The 25,785-nt window shown below is 45.2% G+C and carries 27 protein-coding genes and 1 other annotated feature; of the genes, 25 read left to right on the plus strand and 2 right to left on the minus strand.

The features are described from left to right. The first annotated feature begins 1,009 nt into the window (after nucleotides 1-1,009). The 8 genes from V1L65_RS27045 (at nucleotide 1,010) to pssA (ending at nucleotide 11,150) form a co-directional block, all read left to right on the plus strand. Nucleotides 1,010-2,431: an aldehyde dehydrogenase family protein gene (locus V1L65_RS27045; protein WP_331702432.1), complete on the plus strand. Its 1,422-nt coding sequence runs from the start codon at nucleotides 1,010-1,012 to the stop codon at nucleotides 2,429-2,431. A 458-nt stretch (nucleotides 2,432-2,889) separates the two neighbouring features. Further along, on the plus strand, nucleotides 2,890-3,351 hold the full coding sequence (locus V1L65_RS27050; protein WP_331702433.1) for a CtsR family transcriptional regulator: 462 nt from the start codon (nucleotides 2,890-2,892) through the stop codon (nucleotides 3,349-3,351). Between the two features lie 63 nt (nucleotides 3,352-3,414). Further along, on the plus strand, nucleotides 3,415-3,939 hold the full coding sequence (locus V1L65_RS27055; protein ID WP_331702435.1) for a UvrB/UvrC motif-containing protein: 525 nt from the start codon (nucleotides 3,415-3,417) through the stop codon (nucleotides 3,937-3,939). Between the two features lie 71 nt (nucleotides 3,940-4,010). Continuing rightward, on the plus strand, nucleotides 4,011-5,114 hold the full coding sequence (locus V1L65_RS27060; RefSeq protein WP_331702436.1) for a protein arginine kinase: 1,104 nt from the start codon (nucleotides 4,011-4,013) through the stop codon (nucleotides 5,112-5,114). Then, nucleotides 5,111-7,582, plus strand: coding sequence for an ATP-dependent Clp protease ATP-binding subunit (locus V1L65_RS27065; protein WP_331702437.1), 2,472 nt, complete (start codon nucleotides 5,111-5,113; stop codon nucleotides 7,580-7,582). Before V1L65_RS27060 ends, V1L65_RS27065 begins: the two co-directional genes overlap by 4 nt. A 286-nt stretch (nucleotides 7,583-7,868) precedes the next feature. After that, nucleotides 7,869-9,236: a DNA repair protein RadA gene (radA, locus tag V1L65_RS27070; protein ID WP_331702438.1), complete on the plus strand. Its 1,368-nt coding sequence runs from the start codon at nucleotides 7,869-7,871 to the stop codon at nucleotides 9,234-9,236. Between the two features lie 15 nt (nucleotides 9,237-9,251). Further along, a complete protein-coding gene (gene disA, locus V1L65_RS27075; RefSeq protein WP_331702439.1) occupies nucleotides 9,252-10,328 on the plus strand; it encodes a DNA integrity scanning diadenylate cyclase DisA in 1,077 nt (358 codons plus the stop codon). 78 nt (nucleotides 10,329-10,406) lie between these two features. Further along, on the plus strand, nucleotides 10,407-11,150 hold the full coding sequence (gene pssA, locus V1L65_RS27080; protein ID WP_331702440.1) for a CDP-diacylglycerol--serine O-phosphatidyltransferase: 744 nt from the start codon (nucleotides 10,407-10,409) through the stop codon (nucleotides 11,148-11,150). A 155-nt stretch (nucleotides 11,151-11,305) separates the two neighbouring features. Here the strand turns inward: pssA and V1L65_RS27085 are convergent, their stop codons facing one another. Next, complete coding sequence (locus tag V1L65_RS27085; RefSeq protein WP_331702461.1) at nucleotides 11,306-11,701, minus strand: DUF1573 domain-containing protein; 396 nt, start codon at nucleotides 11,699-11,701, stop codon at nucleotides 11,306-11,308. A gap of 172 nt (nucleotides 11,702-11,873) precedes the next feature. Between V1L65_RS27085 and V1L65_RS27090 the strand changes: the two genes are divergently transcribed. The 4 genes from V1L65_RS27090 (at nucleotide 11,874) to gltX (ending at nucleotide 15,725) form a co-directional block, all read left to right on the plus strand. Then, entirely contained in the window at nucleotides 11,874-12,971 is a 1,098-nt protein-coding gene (locus V1L65_RS27090) for a PIN/TRAM domain-containing protein (protein WP_331702441.1), read from the plus strand. 83 nt (nucleotides 12,972-13,054) lie between these two features. Further along, on the plus strand, nucleotides 13,055-13,774 hold the full coding sequence (gene ispD, locus V1L65_RS27095; RefSeq protein WP_331702442.1) for a 2-C-methyl-D-erythritol 4-phosphate cytidylyltransferase: 720 nt from the start codon (nucleotides 13,055-13,057) through the stop codon (nucleotides 13,772-13,774). Continuing rightward, complete coding sequence (ispF, locus tag V1L65_RS27100) at nucleotides 13,771-14,256, plus strand: 2-C-methyl-D-erythritol 2,4-cyclodiphosphate synthase (RefSeq protein WP_331702443.1); 486 nt, start codon at nucleotides 13,771-13,773, stop codon at nucleotides 14,254-14,256. The genes ispD and ispF overlap by 4 nt, the downstream gene beginning before the upstream one ends. Nucleotides 14,257-14,258: 2 nt before the next feature. Further along, nucleotides 14,259-15,725 (plus strand): glutamate--tRNA ligase, encoded by a 1,467-nt coding sequence (gltX, locus tag V1L65_RS27105; protein ID WP_331702444.1) that lies wholly within the window; start codon nucleotides 14,259-14,261, stop codon nucleotides 15,723-15,725. A 435-nt stretch (nucleotides 15,726-16,160) separates the two neighbouring features. Here gltX and V1L65_RS27110 read toward each other — a convergent pair whose 3' ends face one another. After that, nucleotides 16,161-16,376 carry a hypothetical protein gene (locus tag V1L65_RS27110; RefSeq protein WP_331702445.1) on the minus strand — a complete coding sequence of 72 codons (216 nt, stop codon included), beginning with the start codon at nucleotides 16,374-16,376 and terminating at the stop codon, nucleotides 16,161-16,163. Nucleotides 16,377-17,123: 747 nt separating this feature from the next. Between V1L65_RS27110 and cysE the strand changes: the two genes are divergently transcribed. From cysE to rplL, 13 genes are all read left to right on the plus strand, one after another. Continuing rightward, nucleotides 17,124-17,804 carry a serine O-acetyltransferase gene (cysE, locus tag V1L65_RS27115; RefSeq protein ID WP_331702446.1) on the plus strand — a complete coding sequence of 227 codons (681 nt, stop codon included), beginning with the start codon at nucleotides 17,124-17,126 and terminating at the stop codon, nucleotides 17,802-17,804. Then, nucleotides 17,785-19,203 carry a cysteine--tRNA ligase gene (gene cysS / locus V1L65_RS27120; protein ID WP_331702447.1) on the plus strand — a complete coding sequence of 473 codons (1,419 nt, stop codon included), beginning with the start codon at nucleotides 17,785-17,787 and terminating at the stop codon, nucleotides 19,201-19,203. Before cysE ends, cysS begins: the two co-directional genes overlap by 20 nt. After that, nucleotides 19,203-19,643: a Mini-ribonuclease 3 gene (locus tag V1L65_RS27125; protein WP_331702448.1), complete on the plus strand. Its 441-nt coding sequence runs from the start codon at nucleotides 19,203-19,205 to the stop codon at nucleotides 19,641-19,643. The genes cysS and V1L65_RS27125 overlap by 1 nt, the downstream gene beginning before the upstream one ends. 16 nt (nucleotides 19,644-19,659) lie before the next feature. After that, nucleotides 19,660-20,415, plus strand: coding sequence for a 23S rRNA (guanosine(2251)-2'-O)-methyltransferase RlmB (gene rlmB / locus V1L65_RS27130; RefSeq protein WP_331702449.1), 756 nt, complete (start codon nucleotides 19,660-19,662; stop codon nucleotides 20,413-20,415). A gap of 2 nt (nucleotides 20,416-20,417) precedes the next feature. Beyond that, entirely contained in the window at nucleotides 20,418-20,948 is a 531-nt protein-coding gene (locus V1L65_RS27135) for an NYN domain-containing protein (protein WP_331702450.1), read from the plus strand. Between the two features lie 242 nt (nucleotides 20,949-21,190). Continuing rightward, nucleotides 21,191-21,847 (plus strand): RNA polymerase sporulation sigma factor SigH, encoded by a 657-nt coding sequence (gene sigH / locus V1L65_RS27140; RefSeq protein ID WP_331702451.1) that lies wholly within the window; start codon nucleotides 21,191-21,193, stop codon nucleotides 21,845-21,847. 382 nt (nucleotides 21,848-22,229) lie between these two features. Continuing rightward, the gene (gene rpmG / locus V1L65_RS27145) at nucleotides 22,230-22,379 is read left to right on the plus strand and encodes a 50S ribosomal protein L33 (RefSeq protein WP_015847242.1); all 150 of its coding nucleotides are present in this window, start codon (nucleotides 22,230-22,232) and stop codon (nucleotides 22,377-22,379) included. Between the two features lie 18 nt (nucleotides 22,380-22,397). After that, on the plus strand, nucleotides 22,398-22,607 hold the full coding sequence (gene secE, locus V1L65_RS27150) for a preprotein translocase subunit SecE (protein WP_331702452.1): 210 nt from the start codon (nucleotides 22,398-22,400) through the stop codon (nucleotides 22,605-22,607). Nucleotides 22,608-22,631: 24 nt separating this feature from the next. Further along, nucleotides 22,632-23,165 carry a transcription termination/antitermination protein NusG gene (gene nusG, locus V1L65_RS27155; RefSeq protein ID WP_331702453.1) on the plus strand — a complete coding sequence of 178 codons (534 nt, stop codon included), beginning with the start codon at nucleotides 22,632-22,634 and terminating at the stop codon, nucleotides 23,163-23,165. 63 nt (nucleotides 23,166-23,228) lie between these two features. After that, nucleotides 23,229-23,654, plus strand: a complete 426-nt coding sequence (rplK, locus tag V1L65_RS27160) for a 50S ribosomal protein L11 (protein ID WP_331702454.1) — start codon at nucleotides 23,229-23,231, stop codon at nucleotides 23,652-23,654. A gap of 104 nt (nucleotides 23,655-23,758) precedes the next feature. Next, nucleotides 23,759-24,451 carry a 50S ribosomal protein L1 gene (rplA, locus tag V1L65_RS27165; RefSeq protein ID WP_331702455.1) on the plus strand — a complete coding sequence of 231 codons (693 nt, stop codon included), beginning with the start codon at nucleotides 23,759-23,761 and terminating at the stop codon, nucleotides 24,449-24,451. A gap of 17 nt (nucleotides 24,452-24,468) precedes the next feature. Next, nucleotides 24,469-24,629: a sequence feature (ribosomal protein L10 leader region), on the plus strand. 87 nt (nucleotides 24,630-24,716) lie between these two features. Continuing rightward, on the plus strand, nucleotides 24,717-25,220 hold the full coding sequence (rplJ, locus tag V1L65_RS27170; RefSeq protein WP_331702456.1) for a 50S ribosomal protein L10: 504 nt from the start codon (nucleotides 24,717-24,719) through the stop codon (nucleotides 25,218-25,220). A 103-nt stretch (nucleotides 25,221-25,323) separates the two neighbouring features. Beyond that, the gene (gene rplL, locus V1L65_RS27175) at nucleotides 25,324-25,686 is read left to right on the plus strand and encodes a 50S ribosomal protein L7/L12 (protein WP_331702457.1); all 363 of its coding nucleotides are present in this window, start codon (nucleotides 25,324-25,326) and stop codon (nucleotides 25,684-25,686) included. Nucleotides 25,687-25,785: the final 99 nt, after the last annotated feature.

Below are 25,785 nucleotides of genomic sequence, written 5' to 3' on the forward strand. Positions count from 1 at the left end.
ACGAATCATGATAAAAGCACGGATCATGATGTTAGCGGGTAGAGGATGTGCCTAAGTTGTGCTCCCCCAGTTACGTTTGATTAATATTGCAGAAACCCTACTACTCAAACAAGCTAACGGGTTTCCCCAAGCTGTAGAAAAAGTAGTTTGGAAACTCTAACGAATCCTAGTAGCGTTATTACACCGAAAAAGCTGGTTTTAAAATGTAACGAATCGTAGTGTGCTTATTGGGCATAAAACGCTGCCAAAATGACCATTTGTTCACAGATAGCGTCTCTGTGATGCATTAGAATTTCAAAAGAGGCATTTTATGCGAAATAGCGTATTCAGGATTCGTTAAAAAATGAAAGCAACCCGAGTTCCACTCTAGGTCCGTTATGCAGACTATTAAGCCGCTGTAGAGCTTTTTCAACAGCCTGAAAATATGTCGTTAGTTTGGCTGAAATGCTAGCTTTAGGCGGAATATGGGCAATCTAAGGACATAAAATCCCTTTACCTGTTAGTCGTCCGTCGGCCGGCATCTCTGGCTGTCCATGCTTAGCGTAGCACACATCAGCACCCATGGGCAGCTAAAAGCTAATGTGCGAACGCATCGCAGCAGCTTTGCGAAGGGAAAAAGGTGCTCCAAACGGTAATTATTTCATAGATAGCGCTCTATAGGTCGATTATTTGTGAGCAATGATTGGCAAGGAAAAAGAAAAGGGAACGAAGAGCAAGAGTGGGAATGGAGAAGCGGCAGCGTCCGCCTTTGTAGGCCAATTTTATCCTTTACAGGGGTTATTTCATCAAAAAATTGGACTACAACAGCGGTCGGAATCCCAATCTTGATCGCAGTGACACCCCTTCCTATTGCTTGTTGCCCTATCCGTAATTAATCGACACCCCTCAGCTTCGTTAAAATTTGAAAGTAGCCAAGACGTTGTCAAACAGCGAATAAGCTGTCACAATTACATTGTTTGATGGATGGTTTAGTTGTTAACGATTTAACGTTTCGCAAGGAGGAATAATTATGCAAAAGCATTTATTTATAGATGGGCAATGGGTGGAAGCAAAGCAGTATATAGAATTAAAATCACCGTTCTCGCAGGAAGTAATAGCTCACGTACCCTCAGCTGATCAAATTGAGCTGGATGCAGCTATCGCAGCAGCCTATAGAGCTGCTGACGCAGCTGCCAAGATGCCGGCGCACAAGCGTGCCGACATTTTGGAAAAAGTAGCAATGCGATTAAATGAACGAAAAGATGAAGCGGCAAGAATAATAGCGTTAGAAGCCGCAAAGCCACTGAAAATTGCTCTAGGCGAAATAGATCGGACGGTGCAAACGTATAAGTTTGCTGCTGAAGAAGCAAAACGAATATACGGCGAGACAATTCCGATGGATGCTGCTCCTGGAGGCGAGGGGAGAATCGCTTATACGGTAAAGAAGCCAATAGGCGTAATAGGCGCGATTACGCCATTCAACTTCCCATTTAATTTAGTTGCCCACAAGGTTGGCCCTGCGATTGCTGCTGGTAATACGATTGTGTTGAAGCCAGCCTCGCAAACGCCGCTTTCTGCGTATTTTATTGCGGAGCTGTTCGAGGAAGCAGGCTTGCCAAAAGGGATATTAAATGTTGTTACCGGACCTGGAAGTATAGCAGGTAATGCTCTTGTTGCAGACGATAGAGTGTCGATGATTACTTTTACCGGCAGCCCGGAGGTTGGCATGAGAATTCGTTCACAAGCAGGCTTAAAGCGTGTTACGCTCGAGCTTGGTTCCAATTCTGCATTAATTGTGGATCAGGGAGTTCATATTAATAAAATGATTAACCGTTGTGTAATGGGCGCATTTTCAAATCAAGGACAGGTATGTATTTCTTTGCAGCGCATTTATGTTCATGAGCAAATATATGAGCAGTTTGTTGAGCAATTTAAGGAACAAACAATGCAGCTTAAAATGGGTAATCCGCTTGATTCTGACACAGATGTATCGGCATTAATTGCGAAGAAGGAATGCGAGCGCGTGCTGGAGTGGCTGGATGAAGCAAAGCAGGAAGGAGCTTGGATAGCGGCAGGCGGACATATTGACAACGGTATACTTGCTCCGACAATTGTTTTAGAGGCTGCTGCGCATTTGAAAATTTCCTGTCAGGAGATATTTGCGCCTGTCGTCGTTATTAACAAAGTATCTTCCATTCATGAAGCGATCAAGCTTGTTAATGATTCGCAATATGGACTGCAGGCAGGCATTTATACCAACGATATCCATACTGCCCTTCAAGCTGCAGATGAGCTTCAGGTAGGCGGCGTTATGATTAATGATATTCCAACATTCAGAGTTGATCATATGCCGTACGGCGGTGTCAAAGAAAGCGGCACTGGACGTGAAGGGATTAAGTATGCAGTTGAGGAAATGACGGAACTCAAGCTGATCGTCATGAATCGCGGGTAAGCTGAAAGCATCAAAATCGCAACGTTTATTGTCCAAAATGTCAAAATTCGCATCACATATTTAAACTTATTTAGCCATAGCTTTATTCTTGGAATGTTGTTCAAACATTTAACAAAGAATAAGTGTTGTGGCTTTTTCCTTTTTAGAGGATTGATAAATTCGACCCTTGTTATGACCAGGAAGGACAAGCGAACGGTATAAACTTGCTGAAAAAATAACAAACTACTTTATAGATGCCATGTGTTTCAAGTGTATGCAAAATGTTTATTTAGTGCTGTCGCTCTATTTGGATCCACTTAACTAAATTTTCAGAAAATTTCATGTATACTCTTGAAATCTCATTTGAAAAGCGTATAATAATTATTAAGATCAAAGAAAGTCAAAGTCAATAAAAAGCTGATTTATTTGATCAAGTAAGTGTTATTACTATTATGAAGCTATTCAGGGGGTTGGTGCCTTTGCGGAATATTTCCGATCTCATTGAACAGTATTTAAAGCATAGACTGGATCTGAGCAATGAAGGAGCAGTGGAAATTCAACGGAATGAGCTGGCAGACAGGTTTTCCTGCGTTCCATCTCAGATTAATTATGTGATTAGTACACGTTTTACATTAGAGAAGGGTTATATGGTGGAGAGCAAGCGCGGCGGCGGAGGCTATATCCGTATTCAGCGCGTAGAGCTGCCAGCACTCAAGATGATTTCTTATCATATTGAGAAAACGATCGGCAGCAGCCTTGACCAGAACAGCGCGGAAGGCCTTATTTATCAGCTGGAGGAGGCTGAAATGGTCACTAAGGGGGAAGCTAATTTGCTTCGTGCTGCGATTCAGCGGGATACGATTGGCTTAATACTGCCTATGCGTGACGAAGTAAGAGCAAGACTGCTGCGCGCGATGCTTATTTCTTTGCTTGTGAAGTAAGAATTCACGAATTACCTGTACAAATATTTTTTTTCTTCAGGAAAGTGAAGGGAGGAATCAGGCATGCTCTGTCAAGAATGCGGCAATAAGCCAGCTACGCTTCATTTCACTAAAATTGTCAACGGAGTAAAAACAGAATTTCACATTTGTGAGAGCTGTGCAAGAGATAAAGGGGAAGCTAATATCGGTGTGCCAAACAGCTTCTCTATTCATAGCTTGTTATCTGGACTGCTTGATTTTGATCAGTTAGGAAAATCCAACTCACTCAAAGGCGTAGAAGAACAATCGATTCGCTGTGAGGAGTGCGGGTTAACGTATACGCAGTTTAGTAAAATAGGCCGTTTTGGCTGCAGCTCTTGCTATAAGAAGTTTGCAGAACGATTGGATCCGCTACTTAAAAGAGTGCATGGAAATATTGCGCATAGCGGCAAAATACCCAAGCGCTCCGGTGGCCGTATTCAATGTTTGAGAGAAATTGAACAGCTGCGTAAAGATATGCATACCCATATTGAGCATGAAGAATTTGAAGAAGCCGCTCATTTGCGTGATCGCATACGTGAATTAGAACGCCAGGTTAATGAAAAATAACGAGTAATAAACAATAGTCTGCCATAACTGCAAGATTGTAACTTCTTGCAGCGAATAAAGCGATGTAGTTTATGAAAGGAGTGAGTCTGTTGACGAAGCAGCGTTTTACTGAGCATGCACTTAGCGATTGGATGAAGGATGCTGGTCCTGAATCTGAAATTGTCATTAGCAGCAGGGTTCGCCTTGCCAGAAATTTAAGCGATCAGCCTTTTCCGATGCTGGCAGCTAATCAGCAGGCGGTGGCAGTGCTCAATAAACTAATGGAAGCAGGCGAATCAGAGCCTTTGGCGGAATTTGGCCAGTTTGAACAACTGCTGCTAACCGATTTAAGCGAGCTGGATAAAAGAGTGCTTGTTGAAAAGCATCTTATTAGCCCAAACTTGGCTAGTGAATCGCGGGCTGGCGCCGTTCTTTTAAGCGAAAATGAATCGATTAGCCTGATGATTAATGAAGAGGATCATTTGCGCATACAGTGTATGTATCCCGGCTTTCAAATTCAAGAGGCTTGGCAGCTGGCCAGCAAGCTCGATGATGCTTTTGAAGAGGTTGTCGATTATGCATTTGACGAGCAGAGAGGCTATTTGACCACATGTCCAACTAATGTAGGAACAGGCCTTAGGGCTTCAGTTATGATGCATTTGCCTGCACTCGTGCTTACACAGCAAATTAATCGTATTTTAACTGCTGTCACCCAGGTAGGGCTTGCAGTAAGAGGTCTTTATGGCGAAGGCAGCGAAGCGCTCGGCAATCTGTTTCAAATATCGAACCAAATAACGCTTGGACAATCCGAGGAAGAAATTATAGATAATTTGCACAATGTTGCAAGACAAATTATTGAACATGAGAAAGCTGCTCGCAGACGTTTGTTGGAGGAATCACCTTTAAGAATCGCAGACAGAGTAAGAAGATCTTACGGCATCCTGTCCTTCGCATCTATAATGGATTCCAAGGAAGCGGCGCAGCGATTATCTGATGTAAGACTTGGTGCTGATGTCGGCATTCTGACGGGCATTTCATCGCAGTCGCTTAATGAATTGCTTGTTATGACGCAGCCGGGCTTTCTTCAAAAAACGTTTAATGAAAAGCTGAGCCCAGAGCAGCGCGATGTTAGAAGAGCTGAGCTTATAAGAAATCAAATAGGCAATAAATTTCATGATGGAGGTGCTGTAATATGATGTTTGGACGATTTACTGAACGTGCACAAAAGGTATTAGCCTTGGCTCAGGAAGAGGCGGTAAGGCTAGGTCATAATAATATAGGTACAGAGCATATTTTGCTTGGCTTGATTCGCGAAGGAGAAGGTATTGCTGCAAAAGCTTTAATCGGACTTGGTTTAGGTCTTGAAAAAATTCAGGATGAAGTAGAAGCGCTTATTGGGCGCGGTCAAGAGCAGCCGAACAGCATTGCTTATACCCCGCGTGCGAAGAAAGTAATTGAGCTGTCGATGGATGAAGCTCGCAAACTGGGTCATACGTATGTAGGCACAGAGCATATTTTGCTTGGCTTGATTCGTGAGGGTGAAGGAGTTGCAGCACGCGTACTTAATAATTTGGGCATAAGCCTTAATAAAGCTCGCCAGCAGGTGCTTCAGCTGCTCGGCAGCAGCGAAGCTGTATCCAGCAATCACAGCACACAGACGAATATGAGCACGCCTACTCTGGATGGCCTGGCAAGGGATCTAACGGCTTATGCGAGAGAAGGCAACCTTGACCCTGTCATTGGCCGCAGTAAGGAAATTGAGCGTGTTATACAGGTTCTGAGCCGTAGAACAAAAAACAATCCGGTATTGATTGGAGAGCCTGGTGTTGGTAAGACAGCAGTTGCCGAAGGGCTGGCTCAGAAAATTATCGATAATGAAATTCCAGAAACATTGCGCGATAAGCGTGTAATGACGCTGGATATGGGCTCTGTCGTAGCAGGGACTAAATATCGTGGCGAGTTTGAGGATCGCCTTAAAAAAATAATGGATGAAATTCGTCAGGCTGGCAACGTCATTCTATTTATCGATGAGCTTCATACACTGATTGGAGCTGGCGGCGCGGAAGGCGCGATTGATGCCTCCAATATATTGAAGCCCGCGCTTGCTCGCGGCGAGCTGCAATGTATTGGTGCGACAACACTGGATGAATACCGCAAGTACATTGAAAAGGATGCAGCGCTTGAACGCCGCTTCCAGCCAATTACGGTAGATCAGCCGTCTCCAGAAGAAGCCATTCTAATTTTGCATGGTCTCCGTGACCGTTACGAAGCGCATCATCGCGTGAAAATTACAGATGAAGCGATTGTGCAGGCGGTTAAGCTGTCGGATCGTTATATTACAGATCGTTTCTTGCCGGACAAAGCAATCGATCTTATTGATGAAGCAAGCTCGAAGGTACGCTTGCAAACTTACACTGTACCGCCAAATTTGAAAGAGCTTGAAAATCGTCTTGAAGATATTCGCAAGGAAAAGGATGCAGCGGTGCAAAGCCAGGAGTTTGAGAAAGCGGCTGCTTTGCGAGATACAGAGCAAAAAATCCGCGAGGAATTGGATACGACGAAAAATGAATGGAAGGAAAAGCAGGGACGTACTGATTCCGAGGTTACTCCTGAGGATATCGCTCAAGTAGTAGCGAACTGGACGGGTATTCCTGTCAGCAAAATGGCTGAGGAAGAAACGGAGCGCTTGCTGAAGATGGAGTCCATTCTTCATGATCGCGTAATTGGTCAAGAAGAGGCGGTTAAATCGGTATCCCGGGCTATCCGCAGAGCTAGAGCAGGGCTGAAAGACCCTAAGCGCCCGATCGGTTCTTTTATCTTCCTTGGACCAACTGGCGTAGGTAAAACAGAGCTGGCACGCGCGCTAGCAGAAGCGATGTTCGGCGATGAGAATGCGGTAATCCGGATCGATATGTCGGAGTATATGGAGAAGCATTCGACTTCCCGTCTAGTAGGAGCGCCTCCAGGATATGTCGGTTATGAGGAAGGCGGTCAGCTGACTGAAAAAGTAAGACGCAAGCCTTACTCCGTTGTCCTATTGGACGAAATTGAAAAAGCACATCCGGAAGTGTTTAATATATTGCTGCAAGTGCTAGAGGATGGCCGCTTGACGGATTCCAAAGGCCGTGTAGTTGACTTCCGCAATACGCTGATTATTATGACTTCCAACGTTGGTGCGGAACAAATCAAGCGCAACTCCTCGCTCGGCTTTACAGCTGTGCAGGATGCGGGCCATGATTTCTCCGTCATGAAGGATAAAGTTATGGCTGAGCTGAAAAAGAGCTTCCGTCCAGAGTTTTTGAACCGTATCGATGAAACGATCGTATTCCATTCTCTAGGCCAGGAGCATATTGCTCAGATCGTGTCGCTTATGGCAGATGAGCTGCGCAAGCGACTCAAGGAGCAAAATGTGGAGTTCACGCTTACCGAATCAGCCAAAAACTTTTTGGCCAAGGAAGGCTTTGATCCGCAATATGGAGCAAGACCGCTTCGCAGAGCTATCCAGAAGCATATTGAGGATCGTATCTCCGAGGACTTGCTGCTAGGTCTTATTAAAAAAGGCGATACCTTTATTATTGATGAGAAGGATGGAGCTTTGGTTATTGTGAGACCGGATGAAGCAGTGGAAAGTAAGCCTGCAAGTGAGGAACAGCCAGCAAAATAAATAAGCAGCTATCAGAAGAACTGTCCAGTTTGCCATAGTGCGGCTGGACAGTTTTTTGCTATTAGAAAGCAAATAAAAATGCAGGATTCAGTCGTATTCTCCTAGAAATTGCAGAACTTTGTAAAATTTCTTTATACTCTGGCTATATAATGGTACAATTTTTTTAATTCTAAAAATTTATTAATGTTACAAATAAGATGTTGTTATTGACAAGAAATTATGATGGGTAAGAATAAATAACCCTTTAAGTTTGAGTTAAAGTAAGATTGATGAGAAGGAGATCGTAATGGCTAAGGTTAAATTAAAGTTCGTATGTACGGAGTGTGGCACAGAATCACCTAAATGGTATGGAAAATGCCCAGGCTGCCATGAGTGGAATACGATGGTAGAAGAAAAAGAAACTGTGGTCAAAACTAAGGGTATCGGCTTATCGTCGATTCATACGAAAGAAAAGCCGAAATCGATCATACATATAAATAATGAGCAGGAGCCGAGAATAGAAACGTCGATGACCGAGCTTAACCGTGTACTGGGCGGAGGCGTCGTTCCAGGCTCGCTTATTCTTGTCGGAGGAGACCCTGGCATTGGAAAATCTACGCTGCTGCTGCAAACTTCTTATGCGCTGGCAAGCAAAGGCTTAAAGGTGCTATATATCTCCGGTGAGGAATCTGTTCGGCAAACAAGGATGCGCGCCGATCGTCTAGGTGCTCTAATTGAATCATTATTTGTACTATGCGAGACAAATATGGAGCACATTAATGAGGCGATAGAAAGTTTGGAGCCGGATTTTCTCGTTATCGATTCCATTCAGACTGTGTATGATCCCAATGTGCAATCTGCTCCGGGCAGTGTATCACAGGTTAGAGAATGTACGGCGCATTTCATGCGCACGGCCAAAATCAAAGGCATTGCAACGGTGCTCGTCGGCCATGTAACGAAGGAAGGAGCAATAGCAGGCCCGCGCTTGCTTGAGCATATGGTAGACAGCGTATTGTATTTTGAAGGCGAGCGTCATCATACATACCGTTTGCTGCGTGCGGTCAAAAATCGATTTGGCTCGACTAATGAAATTGGCATTTTCGAGATGGGCGAAAGCGGGCTAAGAGAAGTGTCCAACCCTTCAGAGCTGTTTTTATCGGAGCGGCCCTTGGGCGTAGCCGGCTCCACTGTAGTAGCAAGCATGGAGGGTACGAGACCGGTCCTTGTTGAGCTGCAGGCGCTTGTTGCGACAACCCATTTTCCTTCGCCAAGAAGAATGGCCACTGGCATCGATCACCACCGGATGGCGCTAATTATTGCTGTACTTGAGAAGCGCAACGGCATGTTCCTGCAGACGCAGGATGCCTATTTGAATGTTGCCGGAGGCGTAAAGCTTGATGAGCCTGCTGTCGATCTTGCTGCAGCGGTTAGTCTGGCCTCCAGCTTTCGAGACGCGCCTACTAAGCCATATGATGTTATATTCGGAGAAGTTGGCCTGACAGGCGAGGTTAGAGCGGTTTCAAGAGCGGAACAGCGCGTTAAGGAAGCAGAGAAGCTGGGCTTCAAAAGAGTAATTATGCCAGAAAAAAGTATGAAGGGCTGGAAAGCGCCGGGCGGCATTGAGCTGATAGGCGTAAACACGGTGTCTGAAGCATTGAAAGCTGCTTTGGGATAAAAAGGGGGTAGTGACATGAAGGAATCGGCACATCAAGAAATTATGAACCAATTATTGCAATTAGTCGCGCCAGGGACCCCTTTTCGAGATGGATTGGAAAATGTTCTGCGAGCTAAAACAGGAGCACTAATTGTTGTTGGATATAGTCCGGAGGTAATGGAGGTAGTGGACGGAGGCTTCTCGATTAATTGCGATTTCTCGCCCAATTATCTGTACGAGCTGGCCAAGATGGATGGGGCGATTATTATGAGTGAAGATATGAGGCGTATATTGTACGCCAATACCCAGCTTATTCCTCTTAGCACCATTCCATCTACAGAAACAGGGATCAGGCATCGAACTGCAGAGCGGGTAGCCAAGCAAACAGGCAAGCTGGTCGTCTCCATTTCACAGCGAAGAAATATTATTACGCTATATCTAGGAAATTTACGTTACTCTTTAAAGGATATCGGCGTAATACTTACTAAAGCGAATCAGGCGATTCAAACGTTGGAGAAATACAAAGCGGTATTGAATCAAGCTTTTACCAACTTGTCCGCACTGGAGTTTGAGGAATTGGTTACTCTCCAGGAAGTCGCTTATGTTATTCAACGTGTTGAGATGGTGCTTCGTATCAAAATGGAAATTAAACGTTATGTCAATGAGCTGGGCACAGAAGGACGGCTTATTAGCATGCAGATGGAAGAATTAGTAACCGGTGTGGAACAAGATGCTTGGTATTTGCTTAAGGATTATGCAAAGGATAATTCAGACGAGAAAATTAGAGAGCTTAGAGCCGGCCTGAAAAAGCTGAGCTGGGATGAGCTGCTTGATTTTACTCCAATTATTCGACTAATGGGTTATCCACACGCCAATAGCATGCTTGAAGAATCGGTTGCTTCTCGCGGGTATCGTCTCCTAAGCAAAATTCCAAGATTGCCGATCATGATTATGAATAATCTCATCGAACGGTTCCAGCATCTTCCTCGAATTCAGATGGCTACTATTGAGGAGCTTGACGATGTTGACGGCATTGGAGAGGTGCGCGCGCGCTCCATTCAAGAAGGGCTTAGACGGATTCAAGAACAGATGTTTATTGACAGGCAAATCTAAATCCCATACAATTGGTTGAATGCGGGCTAATCATTTTACGTATGGATTGGGTCTGCTAGGAGAGAAGAGGTGTAATTCATGATTGCAAAATCGATACCAAGTCTATTTACAATCGGAAATTTGTTCTTGGGGATCGTTGCCATCATTCTAGTGTTTAATGGAAATCCGGCAATGGCTGTAATGATGATTATTATAGCGATGCTGCTTGATGGTGTGGATGGCCGTGTGGCTCGGGCGCTCAATGCGCAAAGTGAATTTGGCAAGGAGCTGGATTCGCTTTCGGATGTTGTTTCGTTTGGAGCAGCACCAGCATTCATTATGTATGTGACTGCGTTTCAAGATATATATCAGCCAGCGGCTTGGATCATTACTGCATTATTTCCGATCTGCGGCGCTTTGCGTCTGGCAAGATTTAATGTTGTTACAAGCAATTCTGGTTATTTTATAGGCTTGCCGATCCCTGCTGCGGGCGGCGTATTAGCGACGCTGGCTTTGTTCAGCCATGATATTTCGGTAGTTTTGCTGGCTGTTACTACGGTAGCTTTATCTCTGTTGATGGTAAGTACAATTCGTTATCCTAATTTCAAAAAGGTAGGCATTCCCAAAAATGCTGTATGGATCGTTCCGCTAATTGTTATCATTGCAGTTATTCTTGGTATTACGTTTAAAAATCAGCTGTCACAAATTTTATTTATTCCGCTGCTGCTCTATGCGCTTTATGGATTAAAAAAAAACGTTGACCGCAGAGTCGTCAAGCGCAAACGGAAACGCGAGGAAAATGATCCGAGCAACGATGAATCCAAATCGGAACGTTTAGCTTAAACAACATTGTAACGAAGCAACGCCTCTTCCAGCTTTAATACGCTGAAGAGGCGTTTTTTATTTGACGGCGGAGCCGTTTATTCTTGTATTGAAAAAACCGCAGGCACCACTTAAATGGTGAGCCTGCGGTTTTTTCTTCAACTATAGGCGTCTGTTTAGGTCAAATTGAAAAAACCTAATGTTGAGCATTTTTTGGACTCGTTGGCAACAACATCGTCCAGTTTTAAATTAAGCAAGTTGCATAAAGCAGTCATGTAGAACAAATTACGACCCATTTCACTTTTCAGTACATCATAGCAATGTTCACATAGTTGTCCGGATAAATGGCTTTGCATAGAACTCTTGGCATGCTCAAGGTCAAGCTCCTCCGTGTAAGATTGTTTCTTGGCATTGATTTCTATACAACCGCAATCTGTTACAGCCTTCGTAACTGCACGATTAACCGCTGCATTGGATTGCCCGAACTTTGACATCACATCAAGTAAGCTGCGGTGTCTTAGCAGTAATTCCGATACTTGCTGCTGGAATTGATCGAGCGTTGGAGTATTGATCGGTTCCACTTCTCTCACCCACCTCTTGTGAAGTAATCTCTATTTCATTATAGACCTCATTGGCTCCGTTTACAAAATATGAATTGTGAATTTTATAAAATTGTTAATAATATGTTTGCGAACGATTAAAGATCCTAAAATTGGAACATAATTGTAATGGAGGTGAACCATTATGGTTAGACGAATAATACAAGTAATTGGGATCTTGTTTGGAAGTTTTACCGGAAACGAAGCCTATAAGTTTTTTAATCCTTCGTCTGCATGGTCTGGAGCGTCGCTTACTATATTCCAACAATCAAGCACTTATTACATGAATATAGCCGTAGGAGCACTATGCGGCTTAATAGTAGCTACTCTGCTCGCTGGACGACTTATTACGTACTTGCAGCTTACGGTAGACCGTACGGCCGCGCTGCCAATGAAGCAGCTTTTTGCCGGATCTGCTGGATTGTTAGTCGGTTTGCTGTTATCGGTCATGCTTTATCCTGCAGTAGCAGATTTAGGAGGTCTGGGTCAATTTGTACCTGCCTTTCTATCTTTGGTTCTTGGATACTTAGGGTTTTGTGTAGGGCTGTCTAAGCAGGAAGAGCTAAGCTCTGGCTTGCAGCATCTTATGGAGCGAAAGATTCCAATTGCAGCACCGGATGAAGGACGAGGGTTTGAAGAGCATAAAATTTTGGATACAAGCGTCATTATTGATGGCAGAATCGCAGATATTTGCAAAACTGGATTTATTGAAGGAACGCTCGTTATTCCTCAGTTTGTGCTTGAGGAGCTGCAGCATATAGCCGATTCCTCAGATTTGCTTAAGCGCAATCGCGGCCGCAGAGGGCTCGATATTTTGAATAAAATTCAAAAAGAGCTAGAAGTAAAAGTACTCATCTACGAGGGCGACTACGAGGAAATTGGAGAGGTTGACAGCAAGCTGGTAAAGCTGGCGAAAGCTTTGCAAGGAAAAGTAGTGACAAATGATTTTAATTTGAATAAAGTGTGTGAGCTGCAGGGCGTGTCTGTCCTTAATATTAATGATCTTGCAAATGCAGTGAAGCCGGTCGTTCTGCCGGGTGAAGAAATTGTGGTGCAGGTCATTAAGGATGGCAAGGAATTCGGACAAGGCGTTGCTTATTTGGATGACGGCACAATGATCGTAGTAGAGGGCGGGCGCGAATATATTGGCATGACGATGGAAGTGCTTGTAACAAGTGTTTTGCAAACCTCAGCTGGCCGGATGATATTTGCTAAGCCGAAGTTGTTGGAAAAAGCGCTGTAACGAGGTACAATAAGACTATTGTATGCAATCGTTTTGCATGCTTGTTAGCGGGGATGCAAAAACAGCGTGAGGCAGGTTGAGACATGGTAGAGGTAGCAGGACAGTGGGGCGTCGTAATTGTAGCTGCCGGCCGCGGCAGCCGTATGGGAACGCCGGAGAGCAAGCAGTATTTGCAGCTGGTGGACAAGCCGATTCTTGTTCATACGCTGGAGCTATTCCAACAGATGGCCTTCGTGCAAGAAATTGTTCTTGTAGTAGGCGGACTGGATGTAGCTCGCTGTGAGCAATGGGTAAACGACTATCAACTAGATAAAGTAAAAGCTGTCGTATGCGGCGGTGCGGAGCGTCAGGATTCGGTTTACGAAGGCTTGCTGCGCCTGGATGGCAAGTGGGTGATGGTGCATGATGGCGTGCGTCCACTTGTAACCGAGGCAGCTGTGAGGAAGTGCTGTGCGATAGCGGAGCATAAGGGAGCATCCGTACTGGCTGTGCCGGTAAAAGATACGATCAAGCAAGTAGATCATACAGGTAAAATTACTGCTACACCGGATCGTAAAAGCTTGTGGGCTATCCAAACGCCGCAAGCTTTTCGTCGTGCCCAGTTGATTGAGGCGCATGAACAGGCGCGTGCGGACGGCTTTGTCGGCACAGATGACGCTATGCTGGTTGAGCGTTCGGGTATGCAGGTGTATGTAGCTGAAGGGGAATATACAAATATAAAAATTACAACTCCGGAGGATTTGCCAATGGCGCATATGCTGATGGCGGGCTTAAGGAGCAACAAGGGAGAGAATGAGCAATGATTCGAGTGGGGACAGGCTTTGATGTTCATCAGCTGGTCGAGGGACGGCCTTGTATTATTGGGGGAGTGACGATTCCGTATGAAAAAGGGCTTCTCGGACATTCTGATGCGGATGTGCTGCTGCATGCTGTAACAGACGCGGTGCTTGGAGCGGTTGGGCTTGGCGATATCGGCACGCATTTCCCGGATACGGACATGGCCTATAAAGATGCTGACAGCCTAAAGCTGCTTGAAGATGTATGGGCTCTAATTGAACAGAAGGGATATCGTCTCGGCAATATCGACTGTACCATTATGGCGCAGCGGCCTAAGATGCTGCCATACATACCTCAGATGAGGGCAGTGATTGCCAAAGCGCTTAAGGCGGATGAATCGCAAGTGAATGTTAAGGCTACGACGACAGAGCAGCTTGGTTTTGTCGGCCGGGGAGAAGGAATTGCCGCTCAAACGGCGGTTTGCTTAATACGCAGGGAGGATCAATAAACATGACAGAACAAATTCGAGTGCGCTATGCGCCATCGCCAACAGGACATCTTCATATTGGTAATGCAAGAACGGCATTATTTAATTATTTATTTGCTCGCAGCCGCGGCGGAAAGTTTATTATTCGTATAGAAGATACAGATGTAAAGCGCAATGTGGCAGGCGGAGAAGAAAATCAATTGCAATATTTGAAATGGCTCGGCATGGACTGGGATGAAAGTGTGGATCTAGGCGGTGAATATGGACCGTATCGTCAAACTGAGCGAATTGAAATTTATAATAAGTATTGGCAGCAGTTGATTGACGAAGGAAAGGCTTACCGCTGCTACTGCACAGAAGAGGAGCTTGAAGCGGAGCGGGAGGAGCAGCTCGCTCGTGGCGAGACTCCCCGTTATTCAGGCAAGCACCGCGACCTGACAGCTGAGCAGCACGCTGCTTTCGAAGCGGAAGGCCGCATTCCAAGCATTCGTTTCCGTGTGCCGGAAGGAAAAACATACACTTTTAATGATTTGGTTAAAGGTACGATAAGCTTTGACACAGCTGAAATGGGCGATTTCGTCATCGTGAAGAAGGATGGTATTCCGACTTACAATTTTGCAGTTGTGCTGGATGATTATTTAATGCGCATTAGCCATGTGCTGCGCGGAGAAGACCATGTTTCCAATACGCCTAGACAGCTGATGATCTATGAAGCATTCGGCTGGGAGCCGCCTATTTTCGGGCATATGACGCTTATTGTGAACGAGAATCGGAAGAAGCTGAGCAAACGAGATGAATCGATTATTCAATTCATTGAGCAATATGATGAGCTTGGCTACTTGCCAGAAGCTATGTTCAATTTCATTACTTTGCTCGGCTGGTCGCCTGAAGGGGAACAGGAGATGTTCTCTCGAGAAGAGCTGATCGAAGTGTTCAAGCCGGAACGTCTAAGTAAAAGCCCTGCCGTATTTGACACGCAGAAGCTTAGCTGGATTAACAGTGAGTATTTGAAAAAGGCAGAGCTGGAGAGAGTTGTTGAACTATGCATACCGCATTTGCAAAAAGCAGGGCTGATTGCTAGCGAGCTGGATGAGCAGCAGCAGGAATGGGTAAATGCGCTTGTTGCTCTTTATCAGGATCGCTTGCGCTATGCGGCTGAAATTACGGATGTAACACAAACCTTCTTCCAGGAAAATGTTGTGGATGAAGAAGAAGCGGCAGCTGTATTGGCAGAGGAACAAGTTCCGGCCGTTCTGCAAGCTTTTCTGGCGAAAGTAGAAGAAGCTGACGAAGGCGCGTTTGATGCCGATGCGATAAAAGATATGATTAAAGCGGTTCAGAAGGAAACGGGCTTTAAGGGCAAGCAGCTGTTTATGCCAATCCGCGCTGCGGTAACCGGACAAACGCATGGTCCAGACCTGAATCAATCGATTATGCTGCTTGGCAAAGCGAAGGTGGCAGAACGCTTGAATGGAAGATTAGCGAAGTAAAGGAACAAAACATATACTTGTTATGTAGCGAGGGATTCGCTATACTATGGCTAACTATTATGTTGCTGCGCAGCATAAATATAGGACCGGCAACGAACAGGAGAAGTACGTTGACAGCGGGATGCACAGAGAGGACAACCGGATTCGCCGGATAGCCGAGCTATCGGGCGGACAGAGGCTGGAAGTTGTCTCATCAGCTGGACGGAAAATGCACCTGGGAGCTTTGTCCCGAGCTGAACGCGTTTTTTATAGCGCTTTTCAGGGTAGGCGGCAACGTCAATCCGCGTTAAGGATTTTAAAGTGATGTTTTATGTTGCTGGGGGAGTTTCGGCAATGTGAACATCTAAGCAGAGTGGGACCGCGATAAAACGCCTCTGCAGCATGTGATGCTGCAGGGGTGTTTTTGTTTTAGTAAGAAAAGTATAAGCCTTTACTTTACTGCTTTGCGGCGGAACTATTCTTTAAGTGATAGTTGGGCCGGCGCAGCTTGAAAACTACAGAAACGGGCGGCATTGCTTGAGGACGGCCGAATGTATATGAAATTTCATATAGAATAAGCGGGAATGGTGCGAAAAGCACAATTGTATATGAAATATCATACAGAAAAGGACGGCGCAGCTTGAGAACGACCATATGTATATGAAATTTCATATAGAATAGGCAGAAATGGTGCGAAAAACACAATTGTATATGAAATATCATACAGAATAGGCTGGGGCTGCTTGAGAACGACCAAATGTATATGAAATTTAGTGCGAAAACCACAATTGTATATGAAATATCATACAGAAAAGGCCGGCGCAGCTTGAGAACGACCAAATGTATATGAAAATTCATATAGAATAAGCCGGAATGGCGCGAAAAGCACAATTGTATATGAAATATCATACAGAAAAGGCCGACGCAGCTTGAGAACGACCAAATGTATATGAAATTTCATATAGAATAGGCAGAAATGGCGCGAAAACCACAATTGTATATGAAATATCATACAGAACTGGCTGGCGCTGCCGTTCTTTGTTTGTTGCCTAATCCACAACGAAGTGACGGCCTTCCCAGGCGGTCAATCGTTCCGCTATTATGTTAAAAATTGCAGTTTTGAGATAGCAAAGTGACAGACGTTCCGTTATTGGTCGATAATTCGCAGAAAAAGTTCCATTTGGAGCCGTATAGCGGAACGTGTGTCCGCGAAAATTTAAAAATGCCGGCTTTTCGGCAAATAGCGGAATGTGTGTCCGCGAAATTTTAAAAATGCTGGCTTTTCGGAAAATAGCGGAACGTGCGTGAGTGTGTGACCTTGTCAATTTCGTTAAGGGGATGAGCCGAGCCTTCTCACATTCGTTACAAATGATGGACGGATGATAAGCGCAGACGGCACTTAGTCATGGGGGGAAAAGAATGTTTCGTCAATTTAAATCTGATGTGGATGTAGTGTTCGAGAATGATCCGGCAGCGCGAAGCAGGCTCGAGGTTATTTTAACGTACTCAGGCGTGCATGCAATATGGGCGCATCGAATCGCACATTTTCTATACCGCAAAAAATTTTTTGCTCTTGCCCGTCTGATCTCGCAGTTCAGCCGTTTTATGACAGGGATTGAAATTCATCCAGGAGCTAGGATAGGCAGTCGTCTGTTTATCGACCATGGCATGGGTGTCGTAATAGGCGAAACATGCGAGATTGGTGATAATGTCGTCATTTATCAAGGTGTGACGCTGGGCGGTACAGGAAAAGAAAAAGGAAAACGACATCCGACTATTGGCAATAATGTTGTTATCGGCTCCGGTGCAAAAGTGCTTGGTTCGTTTCAAGTAGGAGATTCCTCCAGCATTGGCTCTAATGCTGTTGTGCTGCGAGAGGTGCCGGAAAATTGTACTGTCGTCGGAAATCCGGGACGTGTGGTGCGCCGTAATGGCGAGAGAGTAAAGGACAGATTGGACCATACTCAGCTGCCAGACCCTGTTATAGAAATGTTCCGCGCTATGCAGCAGGACATTGATCGTTTGAAGGAAGAGCTCAGCGAGCTGCGTCAACACCAAAAGGAAAAAGGGGAATCACAAAATGACAATCACGCTTTATAATACGATGACTCGAACGAAAGAAGAGTTCAAGCCGATTAATCCGGGGAAGGTTAATATGTATGTTTGCGGCCCGACTGTATATGACTATATTCATATTGGCAATGCGCGTCCTGCTATATTCTTTGATGTAGTAAGAAGGTATTTGGAATATGCAGGGTATGAGGTTTCCTATGTGACGAACTTTACAGATATTGATGATCGGCTAATTCAAAAAGCAGGACAGCTGGGCATTACGGTACCGGAGGTTGCGGATCAATTTATCGCGGCTTTTTATGAGGATGTAAAATCGCTTGGCGTGAATAAAGCGACATTGAATCCCCGTGTGACAGAGCATGTGCCTGAAATCATTGCATTTATTAAAGAGCTCGTGGACAAGGGGCATGCTTATGCCAGTGAAGGCGATGTTTATTTCCGTACGTCAACCTTTGAATCCTATGGGAAGCTGTCGCATCAAAATTTGGATGAGCTGCAATTCGGCATTCGCATTGGCGTTGACGAGCGCAAGCAGTCGGAGCAGGATTTCGTGCTTTGGAAGGGCGCTAAGCCGGGAGAGTTGAATTGGGATAGCCCTTGGGGACCTGGACGACCTGGCTGGCATATCGAGTGCTCAGCGATGGCTCGCAAGTATTTGGGCGACACGCTTGATATTCATGGCGGCGGAAGCGATCTGCAGTTCCCGCATCACGAATGTGAAGTGGCTCAGTCAGAATCACTTACGGGAAAACCGCTTGCTAACTATTGGATGCATAATGGTTATATTAATATTGATAACGTAAAAATGTCCAAATCGTTAGGAAACGGGATATCGGTCCATGAGCTGGTAAAGCGGATCAAGCCGAATGCGATTCGTTATTTCATGCTGTCCTCCCATTACCGCAGCCCGCTTAATTTCAGCGATGATACGATCGCTCAAGCAGAAAACAGCGTTGAGAGAATTGCGAATTGTGTAAGCAACTTGCAGCATCGCCTTGCCAGCATTGCTGCCGAGAGCGATTCAGCGCTTCATCCGGCTGACCAGGAGTTAAGCGCGCGCTTGCTAGCAATTAAAGCTCAGTTCGAACAAAAAATGAATGATGATTTCAATACGCCTGATGCAATTACCGCTTTGTTCGAGGCAGTGACGGAAGCTAATCTTTACATGAAGAAAGCTGACATTACGGCTGCGGGGCTGGGCATGCTGCTCACCCTCTTCCAGGAGATGGACCAGGTGCTTGGACTATTGCCTGCCGCTTCGGAAGAGGAACTGCTTGATCAAGAAATCGAACAGCTTATTGTGGAACGCACGGAAGCCCGCAAGACTAAAAATTGGGCAAGAGCCGACGAAATTCGCGATTTGCTGCAAGAGCGCAATATCGTATTGGAAGATACGCCGCAGGGTATTCGCTGGCGGCGCAAATAATGGAGCATAGCGGTGAATCGATGAAGGATAATTTGAATTTGTTGTTTTATAAGCCTCAAAAACAGCCGGGACTTATGAATCCTGTTGTGCTGGCTTATATTGGGGATGCTGTATATGAAATGGTGATCAGGCAGTATTTAATTTCGCTGCCCAACAATAAGTCGCATCATTTGCATCGAGAGGCGACGAAGCTGGTATCGGCTAAAGCGCAAAGAAAAGTGCTTGAGCTATGGCGGCCGCATCTTACTGAGGAAGAAGAGGATATCGTAAGGCGCGGCCGCAATGCCAAGTCAGGAGCACCGCCGAAAAACGCCGACCCGGCTGATTATCGGCATGCAACTGCTTTGGAATGTTTGGTTGGCTACTTATTTTATATGGAACGTACGGAACGAATCATGGAATTAATTGAAATCATGCTCCAGGACGAGCATAAGTCATAATTAAAGGAGGCTGCATATGTCGGAGGAATTCAACCAGGAAGATTATATTGGAGGCAAGCATCCTGTTCTAGAGGCGCTTCGCTCTGGTAGAGAAATCAATAAGATATGGATAGCAGAGGGCGGGCAAAAAAGTTTGACGCAGCCTATCGTTGCGGAGGCTAAGAAGAATGGTGTTATCGTGCAGTTTGTCGATAAGCGCAAGCTCGATGCGATGGTGCCTGGAGTAGCGCATCAAGGGGTAGTCGCCCAAGCGGCAGCCTTTGCCTATGCAGAGGTTGAGCAATTGCTTGAAGTAGCTGCCGAGCGTGGAGAAACGCCGTTTCTGTTAATTTTGGATGAAATTGAGGATCCGCATAATTTAGGTTCTATACTGCGTACTGCTGAGTGTACCGGTGTGCATGGCGTTATTATTCCGAAGCGCCGTTCGGCAAGCTTGACGGCCACTGTGCTCAAAATTTCGGCTGGCGCTGCTGAACATGTGGCAGTTGCGAGAGTAACGAACCTCGCTAACACGATAGATAAACTGAAGAAAGCAGGCGTTTGGATAGCGGGTACAGACGTAGAAGCAAAACAGGACGTTTATGCTACACAATTTGATATGCCGCTTGCGGTTGTAATCGGCAATGAAAGCAAAGGGATGGGGCGGCTTATTAAAGAGAAGTGCGACTTCCTGGTCAAGCTCCCGATGCTTGGCCGACTAAATTCGTTAAATGCTTCTGTGGCAGCCGGCGTACTGATGTATGAAGTTGTCCGACAACGCCGAGCGCAATAGTGATGAAGCGGCGTGAAGATGTTCTGCTTGTCGATGGCTATAATATGATCGGGGCATGGCCGGAGCTTGAGCGTCTCAAGGAGCATGATTTGGAGGATGCGCGGGATCGTCTGCTGGACATGCTGGCTGATTATCAAGGGTATACCGGTATGGATGTATATGTGGTATTCGATGCTCATCAAGTTCCGGGCCGCGGAGCTACCTATAAGCAGCATAAGCTTACGATTGTATATACGAAGGAGAAAGAGACGGCCGACGAATGTATTGAACGGTTATGCTCCGAGCTATTTGTGCGCAGGCGCAATATTTATGTCGCTACCTCTGATCTCGTCGAACAGCACGTCGCATTCGGCAAGGGCGCTTTGCGCATATCGGCGCGCGAGCTTTTAATAGACATTGGCCAGAATAGAAAACAAATTGAAGCTGCGGTGAAAGAAGAAACGCATGCAAGCAAACGGAACTCCGTTGATGAGATAGTCAGCTTGGACGTATGGAGCAAACTCGAAAAATTGCGAAGAGGCAAGCAAAAGTAACAGGCTGGAACAGAAAAATCAAGTAAACCAATAGGAAATGTTTATAGATCGAAGGATAGATTTTGATTAAGCCGGAACAAGGACTAAAGTGACATTTGTAACAAAATGCCAACTTTTCTAATATATCGTCTAAAATTAACGGCCGATTGGTTGACGGTAGAAGGTTCCATCATGTATACTGACTCTATATTTCAAGGGTATAAGTCTACCAGTGTACGCCTTGCAGGCCGGAGGGATAGTTGGTGAGTATCGACCTCAGAGAATGGAGTACGCTCGATTATGATAGCAATTCGGACGAGGAGATTGTTGAAGCGGTCCGTGATGGCGACAGTCTGGCGCTGGAGTACTTAATCAATAAGTATAAAAACTTTGTAAGAGCGAAAGCCAGATCATATTTCCTTATCGGAGCAGACCGCGAGGATATCGTTCAGGAAGGCATGATCGGCTTGTACAAAGCTATACGCGATTTCAGAGGGGACAAGCTGGCCAGCTTTAAAGCCTTTGCGGAATTGTGTATTACCAGGCAGATTATAACGGCCATTAAGACGGCTACGAGACAAAAGCATATTCCTCTTAACTCTTATGTATCACTCGACAAGCCCATTTACGATGAAGATTCTGATCGTACGCTGCTTGATGTCATTTGCGGCACCCGGGTTTCAGATCCGGAGGAGCTGATCATTAATCAGGAAGAATTTGTCGGGCTTGAAGATAAGATGTCCGAAATATTAAGTGATCTGGAGCGCAAAGTACTCATGCTTTATTTGGACGGCCGATCCTATCAAGAGATTTCTGTTGATTTGGACAGGCATGTAAAGTCAATTGACAATGCTTTGCAGCGGGTCAAGCGCAAGCTTGAGCGCTATTTGGAAGTAAGAGATTTCGGCGGAAAAGTATAATTAGTCAGCTGTCACAAGCAGCATCGCAATGATCATTTATATTATAATTTCAATCAGTTTTGCAATGGGCTGTCTTCTTGACCTGACTGGTTCGGATCATGAAGACAGCCTGTTCGTTTAAATGTGTAAAAAACGACAATACTGATGGAGTAGGAGCAGCAATTGCTTATATTCCGTGAAGAAGACCTGTCTAACTCTATTAGATAGAGAGTCGAGGATTTACAGAACCTTGATGCTTTTACATTGACATCAAATATGCCATATGATAAAGTGTTTAGGTAGGCCTTGAATCGAGGTTTTTTTCGTTTTGGCTAAGGAATCAATGAACTTCATATAAAGCTTCATGATTCGTATTTTTGAGCAGTTCGGGAGGTGTAATTCAATGCGGGTTATTATCACGTTGGCATGCACAAACTGCAAACAGAGAAACTATGCAAGCAGCAAGAACAAACGCAATCACCCCGACCGCATCGAGTTGAAGAAGTTTTGCAAGTTCTGTAACGAGCAGACTCCTCATCGCGAGACGAGATAGTCAAATGGAGGTGTGACCGTGGCATTTTTAGCTAAACTAAAGCAAGGTTTCGGTTCTATGTTTAGTTTTTTTGCCGACAGCTGGGCGGAACTGAAGAAGGTTCGCTGGCCGAATCGTAAAGAGTTGACAAGCTATTCAATCGTTGTTTTTGTAACGGTTATTCTTGTGACGATTTATTTCTGGCTTCTTGACATCGGAATCTCGTCTCTGGTTGAACTTATTGTTTAAGAAGGGGACAAAGGTGGATTTGTGATGGAAAAAAGATGGTACGTCGTGCATACTTACTCCGGGTATGAGAACAAGGTGAAAGCCAATTTGGAGCGCCGGGTTGAATCGATGGGCATGGAAGACAAAATCTTCCGCGTGCTCGTGCCGATGGAGGACGAGGTTGTAGAGAAGGACGGCAAGAAAAAAACCGTTCAGCGCAAAGTCTACCCTGGATACGTTCTTGTCGAGATGGTTCAGACGGATGATTCCTGGTATGTTGTTCGCAATACGCCGGGCGTAACGGGGTTTGTCGGTTCTACTGGATCTGGCTCAAAGCCGACTCCGCTATTGCCTGATGAAGTGGATCAGATTTTGAAACACATGGGCATGGAAGAGCCGAAGCCGAAGATCGAGTTCGAACTGAAAGAGACTGTACGAGTTAAAGTAGGTCCTTTCACAGATTTTGTCGGAACAGTAGAAGAAATTTTGCTGGATAAGGCGAAATTGAAGGTTCATGTCAACATGTTTGGCAGGGAAACCCCTCTTGAGCTTGACTATACTCAAGTGGAAAAGATTTAGCAGAGGTTTCCGAGATTGCGTTCTTTGCTGACGCATCGATATTAGAGTAAGGAGGTGTCAGTCATGGCGAAAAAAGTCATCAAATTGGTTAAACTGCAAGTTCCTGCAGGTAAAGCGAATCCGGCTCCTCCGATTGGTCCGGCACTCGGTCAAGCGGGCGTCAATATTATGGCGTTCTGTAAAGAGTTTAACGCTCGTACAGCAGATCAAGCAGGTTTGATTATTCCAGTTGTGATCACTGTATTTGAGGATCGTTCCTTCACTTTCGAAACTAAAACTCCGCCAGCAGCAGTGTTGCTTCGCGTAGCAGCAGGTATCGAGAAGGGTTCAGGCGAGCCAAACAAGAAGAAGGTTGCTACAGTTAACCGTGCGAAAGTACGCGAAATTGCAGAATCTAAAATGCCGGATCTGAACGCAGCTAACGTTGAGTCAGCTATGCGTATGATTGAAGGTACAGCAAGAAGTATCGGCATCAATATTGTCGACTAATTTTGAGCATATAAGTGCTCAAACAAGCTATGCAAAGCTGAGGCTTTGTGTGGGAGGAATGTCCCCAGGAGGACATCCGTTATAACCACTAAGGAGGATATATCATGGCAAAACGCGGTAAAAAGTATGTTGAAGCTGCTAAGCTAATCGATAGAGAAGCTACTTATGAGCTAGCTCAAGCTATCGATCTTGTTAAAAAAACTGCTACTGCTAAATTCGACGAGTCCATTGAAATGGCAGTTCGTCTTGGCGTAGACCCTCGTAAACAGGACCAAGCGGTTCGCGGCGTAGTCGTTCTTCCGCACGGAACTGGTAAGAGCAAAAAAGTTCTTGTATTCGCTAAAGGCGAAAAAGTGAAAGAAGCTGAAGCTGCTGGTGCTGACTATGTTGGCGATGCAGATATGATCAACAAAATCCAACAAGGCTGGTTTGACTTCGATGTCTGCGTAGCTACGCCGGACATGATGGCTGAAGTTGGTAAGCTTGGACGTATCCTTGGTGGTAAAGGTCTTATGCCTAACCCTAAGGCTGGCACAGTAACATTTGATGTTGCTAAAGCCGTTCAAGAAATTAAAGCCGGTAAAATTGAATACCGTCTTGATAAAGCAGGTCAAATCCATGCGCCAATCGGCAAAGCTTCGTTCGATGCTGACAAGCTAGTTGACAACGCGAAAGCCTTGATTGATGCACTTAACCGCGCTAAGCCAGCTGCGGCTAAAGGGGTTTACTTGAAAAACGTTTCTGTTTCTGCTACGATGGGCCCTGGTGCTCGCGTTAATGCAGCGGACTTCCGCTAAGACTCAGATTCAGAACTTAAATTCGAACACGCATACCGTAGACAGTAGGTGCCATCAGGCTTAATTCCCTACCGAGGTGTTATGATATACGTTTAAGAGCTAATTGCCTTTGGTAATAGCAATCGGATAACGAATCATGGCCTTCGCATCGTCTGCGAAGGCCATTCTCATGCATCGAGGCAAAGGATGCCCGGCCTAAGACGGGATGCACAGACTCATTATCAGTAATGAGCTTGTATTTGAAATCAAACAGGAGGTGTACGGTTTGGCTAACGCAAAAATCATTCAACAAAAAGAAGCGGCGGTTGCTGAAATCGCATCAAAGCTTTCGCAAAGCGCAACTACTGTAGTTGCTGACTACCGCGGCTTGAATGTTTCGCAAGTAACTGAACTTCGCAAGCAGTTGCGCGAAGCAGGAGTAGAATTTCAAGTATTGAAAAACTCTCTTGTTCGCCGTGCTACTGAAGGCGTTGGCTTGTCCGAGCTTAACGAAGTTTTGACAGGTCCATCTGCTATCGCATTTAGCGGTGACGATGCTATTGCTCCAGCGAAAATTCTTAATGACTTTGCAAAGAAAAACGAAGCTTTGAAACTTAAAGGCGGCGTTGTTGAAGGTAAAGTTGTTGATGTAACACAAATTAAAGCACTTGCAGAGCTTCCTTCCCGCGAAGGCTTGCTTTCTATGTTGCTTAGCGTATTGCAAGCTCCAGTTCGCAACTTCGCGCTTGCGGTTAAAGCGGTTGGAGAAAAGCAAGAAGCACAAGCTTAAGTATTCTTATGTTCAGAAGCAGCTTGCTGCATGAAGATATAGAATCGGATCGAGTGATCGATCACACTACCAAAATAAAACCATTATCGGAGGTATACTAATTATGTCTAAAGAGCAAATCTTGGAAGCCATTAAAGGTATGACTGTTCTTGAATTGAACGATCTAGTTAAAGCAATTGAGGAAGAATTTGGCGTAACTGCTGCAGCTCCAGTTGCAGTTGTAGCTGGCGGCGGCGCTGCTGAAGCTGCTGCACAAACAGAATTCGACGTAATTCTTAACAGCGCTGGCGCTTCCAAAATCAACGTTATCAAAGTGGTTCGTGAAATCACTGGTCTTGGCTTGAAAGAAGCTAAAGAACTTGTTGACGGCGCACCAAAACCAATCAAAGAAAAAGTTAGCCAAGAAGAAGCTGACGCAGTTAAAGCTAAGCTTGAAGAAGCTGGCGCAGCTGTAGAAGTAAAATAAGTTTGCTTTAAAACTATAATGGCTCTCCATTGCTAGGCATTCGAAGAGCTGACGGACCCCTTGGAACCATTATGTTTCAAGGGGTTTCGTTTAAAATTT

Source organism: Paenibacillus sp. IITD108 (assembly GCF_036541265.1).
GTDB lineage: Bacteria > Bacillota > Bacilli > Paenibacillales > Paenibacillaceae > Pristimantibacillus.

Coding starts and splice junctions, on each gene's coding strand:
- V1L65_RS27045 (WP_331702432.1), top strand. CDS start 1,010: ATGCAAAAGCATTTATTTATAGATGGGCAATGGGTGGAAGCAAAGCAG.
- V1L65_RS27055 (WP_331702435.1), top strand. CDS start 3,415: ATGCTCTGTCAAGAATGCGGCAATAAGCCAGCTACGCTTCATTTCACT.
- V1L65_RS27060 (WP_331702436.1), top strand. CDS start 4,011: ATGAAAGGAGTGAGTCTGTTGACGAAGCAGCGTTTTACTGAGCATGCA.
- V1L65_RS27065 (WP_331702437.1), top strand. CDS start 5,111: ATGATGTTTGGACGATTTACTGAACGTGCACAAAAGGTATTAGCCTTG.
- radA (WP_331702438.1), top strand. CDS start 7,869: ATGGCTAAGGTTAAATTAAAGTTCGTATGTACGGAGTGTGGCACAGAA.
- disA (WP_331702439.1), top strand. CDS start 9,252: ATGAAGGAATCGGCACATCAAGAAATTATGAACCAATTATTGCAATTA.
- pssA (WP_331702440.1), top strand. CDS start 10,407: ATGATTGCAAAATCGATACCAAGTCTATTTACAATCGGAAATTTGTTC.
- V1L65_RS27090 (WP_331702441.1), top strand. CDS start 11,874: ATGGTTAGACGAATAATACAAGTAATTGGGATCTTGTTTGGAAGTTTT.
- ispD (WP_331702442.1), top strand. CDS start 13,055: ATGGTAGAGGTAGCAGGACAGTGGGGCGTCGTAATTGTAGCTGCCGGC.
- ispF (WP_331702443.1), top strand. CDS start 13,771: ATGATTCGAGTGGGGACAGGCTTTGATGTTCATCAGCTGGTCGAGGGA.
- gltX (WP_331702444.1), top strand. CDS start 14,259: ATGACAGAACAAATTCGAGTGCGCTATGCGCCATCGCCAACAGGACAT.
- V1L65_RS27110 (WP_331702445.1), bottom strand. CDS start 16,376: ATGAAATTTCATATACATATGGTCGTTCTCAAGCTGCGCCGTCCTTTT.
- cysE (WP_331702446.1), top strand. CDS start 17,124: ATGTTTCGTCAATTTAAATCTGATGTGGATGTAGTGTTCGAGAATGAT.
- cysS (WP_331702447.1), top strand. CDS start 17,785: ATGACAATCACGCTTTATAATACGATGACTCGAACGAAAGAAGAGTTC.
- V1L65_RS27125 (WP_331702448.1), top strand. CDS start 19,203: ATGGAGCATAGCGGTGAATCGATGAAGGATAATTTGAATTTGTTGTTT.
- rlmB (WP_331702449.1), top strand. CDS start 19,660: ATGTCGGAGGAATTCAACCAGGAAGATTATATTGGAGGCAAGCATCCT.
- V1L65_RS27135 (WP_331702450.1), top strand. CDS start 20,418: ATGAAGCGGCGTGAAGATGTTCTGCTTGTCGATGGCTATAATATGATC.
- rpmG (WP_015847242.1), top strand. CDS start 22,230: ATGCGGGTTATTATCACGTTGGCATGCACAAACTGCAAACAGAGAAAC.
- nusG (WP_331702453.1), top strand. CDS start 22,632: ATGGAAAAAAGATGGTACGTCGTGCATACTTACTCCGGGTATGAGAAC.
- rplK (WP_331702454.1), top strand. CDS start 23,229: ATGGCGAAAAAAGTCATCAAATTGGTTAAACTGCAAGTTCCTGCAGGT.
- rplA (WP_331702455.1), top strand. CDS start 23,759: ATGGCAAAACGCGGTAAAAAGTATGTTGAAGCTGCTAAGCTAATCGAT.
- rplL (WP_331702457.1), top strand. CDS start 25,324: ATGTCTAAAGAGCAAATCTTGGAAGCCATTAAAGGTATGACTGTTCTT.